2 protein-coding genes are annotated in these 4,711 nt (G+C 62.0%); both read right to left on the minus strand.

From position 1 onward, the window contains the following. Positions 1-1,479 (minus strand): condensation domain-containing protein (locus NBG84_RS32840; protein ID WP_250923335.1); only part of this gene is annotated, 1,479 nt, incomplete at its 3' end. After that, positions 1,448-4,711 (minus strand): amino acid adenylation domain-containing protein (locus NBG84_RS32845; RefSeq protein WP_250923336.1); only part of this gene is annotated, 3,264 nt, incomplete at its 5' end. The genes NBG84_RS32845 and NBG84_RS32840, both read right to left, overlap by 32 nt.

Genomic DNA, 4,711 nt, shown 5'->3' on the forward strand with positions numbered 1-4,711 from the left:
AACCGCCACCGCATCCGGCGTCGTTGCGGCTTGTTCCTCAAACAGCTGGGGCAACACCGCCTCGGAAACAACCCTCGCCGTACCGTTCCACCCCACCAACAGTTGATGGCGCTCTGCGGGATCGAGGACATCGATGTCTCCCACCAGCGCACGCGGATCGGCAACCACCGTCTCCAACACACGAACCAACCGGGCAGCAAACACCTCAACAGCGGCCCGGTCGAACGAATCCACCCGGAAGTCCAGGCGCAACTCCAACCTCTCACCCGGAACGACAATCAGGCTCAAGGGATAATGAGTCGAATCGCGAACTGAGACGTCATCGACATCCACCGTGCCACCCAAGGCCGTAGAGGAAGCCGATTCGACAGGGTAGTTCTCGAAAGCGACGACGGTGTCGAAGAGTTCGTCAAGTCCGGTCATGCGCTGAAGGTGGGCGAGGCCGAGGTGATGGTGCTGCATCAGGCGGGCCTGTTCGTCCTGCAGCTGAACGAGCGTGTCCCTCACCGAGGTGGCACCATCCAACCGCACCCGTATGGGGATGGTGTTGATGAAGAGGCCGACCATGGTTTCGATGCCGGGGATTTCGGGCGGACGGCCGGCGACAGTGGCACCGAAAACGATGTCAGTGCGTCCGGTCATGCGAGCCAGGAGGGTGGCCCAGGAGAACTGGATGAGGGTGTTCAGGGTGACGCCAGAGTCTCGCGCTGCGCCGACCAGCGAATCAGTCAATTCTCTGGAGAGCCTATTGGACACACGCTCGGGCAGAACATCCGTCCCGCCCGATTCAGCCGAAGCAAGCCGAGTGGGTCCATCGAGGTTGGCCAGCGCCTCTTTCCAGGCCGTCACGGCTGCCTCGCTGTCTTGGCCGGCAATCCAGGCAAGATAGTCTCGATAAGGCGGCACAAATTGCAGAGTGGATTCGTCTCCTAGCTGACCGTAGATGGTGAACAACTCGCGGAACAGGAGAGCATTGGACCAGCCATCCAGCAGAATGTGGTGGCTTGACCAGACGAATCGGTAGTCCTCATCTGCTACACGCACCAACGTACATCGCAGGAGCGGGGCCTGGGACAAGTCAAACCGCTGCCTACGGTCGTCAGCTATCAGTCGGTCCAGCTCCATTTCTCTTCCCGTTGCCGCGTGTCCCCTGAGGTCGACTTCGCGCCATGGGAGCTCAACATCCCGCATCACCATCTGAATCGGCTTGCCTGACTTTCGGTATCGAAACCGAAGACGCAAGCTCGAATGTCGCGCCAGCAAGCTTTTCACGGCCGAATGCAATGACCCGCTGTCCAGGTTTCCCCTGAGCGAGGCGACGACCTGCACGATGTAGGAATCTGCAGCACTCTCATCGTAGTGAGAGTGGAAGAATATTCCCTCCTGCAGAGGCGAAAGCGGCAGCAGATCTTCAATCTTGGAACGCTTCACAGCAAGTCCCTCCAGTTCAGTCTTCCAGCTCGTCAAGCTCGAATTCATCAATCTCGTCTTGACTCAGGTTTAGGAGCCCCACATCGGAGGGGGTAAGCCCACCAGCCGCAGGGCTCTTTGCACTCTGCGCTAGAGCAGAAAGGAAGTAGCGGAAGGTTCCCGACAGCTCACTGACTCGGCCCTCGTCAAATACTTCATCCGGCCACGACCAGTTGATGGTCAACTCTGTTCCGTTCCGCTTATCTTGCGTCACGGCATTAACGATAATGCTGTGGGAGATGGGCATTTCTGGATCCGCACTAGCGCCGATCTGCCCTTCGAGTGAGAGGGTCCATTCCCTCTGGGCCGTCATCTTCCCTCCCACAGGTACTCGCCCGAGGTAGTTGAACAGCACCTGGGGATCGGGTTTCCCAGCCAGTTTCTGGGATCCCTCGGAACTCAGGTGCCGCAGCAGCCCGTACCCCAAACCATTGTCGGGAACGGATCGCAGCTTTTCCTTCGTGCTCTTCAGCGCAGCCTGGAGAGCGGCTTCTCGCAGAGTTTCCTCCTCAGCGGGGGCTACGAGACGGACAGGGAAGGTGCTAGTGAACCATCCAACGGTCCTGCTTACTCCGTCACCGGAGAGGTCGCCATCCCGACCATGGCGTTCAAGTTCTACAAAAAGGTCCGGAACGGCGGAATTCTCCCCCTGGGGCCGCCACTTACCGACGGACAGCAAAAGCGCCGTCAGCAACACATCTTCGACTCCGCATCTGAGCAATGTGGGAATCTCGAAGACCAGTGGCTTTGTCTCCGCCGCCGACAACGTAAGCGAAAGGTGCTTGGCTGTCGCCCATGTGTCCCGGGCAGGGTCCAGGGCCCGCTTGCCCAGCAACGGGTCCGAGCCTTCCAAAATGCCCTGCCACAGCGGCAGTTCTGGCAACCGCATGTCCGCTTCGGAGGAGAGTTGGAGTGACCAGTGGCGGAAGCTGGTGCCACATGGCTGCAGCTGGGCCTGCCGATTCGCTGCGGCGGCTTCCCATGCGGTTTGCAGGTCGGGCAGCAGGATCCGCCAGGACACCCCATCAACCACCAGATGATGCGCCACGACCAACAGGCGCCCCGCCTCGCTCGGGCCAGCATCGAACCACACCACCTGCAGCATCACCCCCTCCCGGGGCGCCAGCCGAGCCCGCGCCGCTTCCCCCTCCAACCTCACCAACTCCGCCAGGCCAGCCCCATCCAAACCCTCAGCCGCCACCCGACGCACACACCAACCCGCATCCACCGCACCAACCGCGGGAACAACCAGCGACCAGTCACCAACAATGTCCAACCGGGCCCGCAACACATCATGATGATCCAGCACCGACCGCACCGCGACCGTCAACGCCTCCACCCCCAACCCCGGCGGAACCCGCAGCAAGACACCCTGACTAAACCCATCCACCGGCCCACCCTGCTCGCGCAACTGATGCATGATCGGCGTCAACGGCACCACCCCCACACCGTCCCCGACCACCGGCAGCGCCTCACCCACCACACCGGCCACCAACGCCAAACCCTCAACCGTCTTCCGCTCAAACACATCCCGCGGCGCAATCACCAACCCCACCGCCCGCGCCCGCGCCACCAACTGAATCGACACAATGCTGTCGCCACCCAGATCAAAGAAGCCGTCATCAATACCGACCTCGGCCACACCCAAAACCTCGGCGAACAGCGAACACAACACCTCCTCCCGAGCACTACGCGGCCCACGACCAGAAACCTTGACAGCAACCTCAGGAACGGGAAGAGCCTGACGATCCAGCTTCCCATTCGGCGTCAACGGCAAAGCATCCAGCACCACAAAAGCCGACGGCACCATATAGTCCGGCAGGCGCTCCACCACCACACCCCGCAACACCGACACATCAACCACCGACACAACACCAGAGTCGGAATCGGAACCGAACCCAGTGACGAGGGAAGTATCAGCATCCACAACCGAGACAGAGTCGGTGCTCAGCTGGGCGGGAACCACATACGCGACCAAGCGTTTGTCGCCCGGCCGGTCCTCGCGGACCAGGACCGCCGCTTGGCCGACGCTGGGGTGGGTGGCGAGCACGGTTTCGATCTCACCGGGCTCGATACGGAACCCGCGTACCTTCACCTGCGCATCGGCACGACCCACAAACTCCAGGACCCCATCCGCACGCCACCGCACCACATCCCCGGTCCGATACATCCGCCCACCCAAACCACCGAACGGGTTGGCAATGAAGCGCTCGGCGGTGAGGTCCGGGCGCCCCAGATAGCCGCGGGCGAGCTGGGCGCCGGCAATGTAGAGCTCGCCCTGCACACCCACCGCCACCGGACACAGACCCGCATCCAACACATACACCCGCGTGTTCCATACCGGACCACCGATCGGGACGGAGAAGTCGCCCGCTCGGCACTCCCAGTAGGTGACGTCAACTGTGGCTTCTGTAGGACCGTAAAGGTTGTACACGCGAGCAGGTAGTCGTTCCAGAACGGCGTTCTGCAGCTCAGCTGAGAGCGCTTCACCACTACAGATCACGCGGCGAAGAGTGATGCAGGACTCCGCGCCGGCCTGCTGTATGAAGCCCTGGAGCATTGACGGCACGAAGTGGGCTGTCGTGACCTTTGCCCTATTGATCAGAGCAACGAGTTCCTCGGGGTCCCTATGGGCGCCAGGAACAGCGACTACCAGTGATGCACCCACAATGAGAGGCCAGAAGAATTCCCAGACTGACACGTCGAAGCTCGACGGTGTCTTCTGCAGAACGCGATCCTCCCTGGTCAAACAGTATTCCGCCTGCATCCATAGCAGCCGGTTCACCAGCCCTTCGTGGGTGATGGTGACGCCTTTGGGCTTGCCGGTGGAGCCGGAGGTGTAGATGACGTAGGCGGGGTGCTGCGGCAGCAGTGCGCCGGAACGGTCGGTGTCGGTGACATCCGTGTTGTCCAGGCTGGTGATGTGCCGGGCCGTGTCGGCGTCATCCAGCAGGACCTGTCGGATGGAACCCGCCTCCGGCACGGCGGGGGCGGTCTGTGTGTCGGTGATGAGTAGGGCGGGTTGGGCGTCGTCGAGCATGGAGGCGATACGGTCCGCTGGGTAGTCGGGGTCGATGGGTACGTATCCGGCCCCTGACTTCAGGACGGCCAGGAGGGTCACGATCAGCTCCGCGGAGCGCGGCAGGGCCAACCCCACCAGCCCTTCCGGCCCCGCGCCCTGACCGATCAGATACCGGGCTAGCTGGTTCGCCCGCGCGTTCAGCTCCTGGTAGGTGAGCTG

The sequence above is a fragment of the Streptomyces albipurpureus genome (assembly GCF_023701525.1).
Classification (GTDB): Bacteria; Actinomycetota; Actinomycetes; order Streptomycetales; family Streptomycetaceae; genus Streptomyces; species Streptomyces albipurpureus.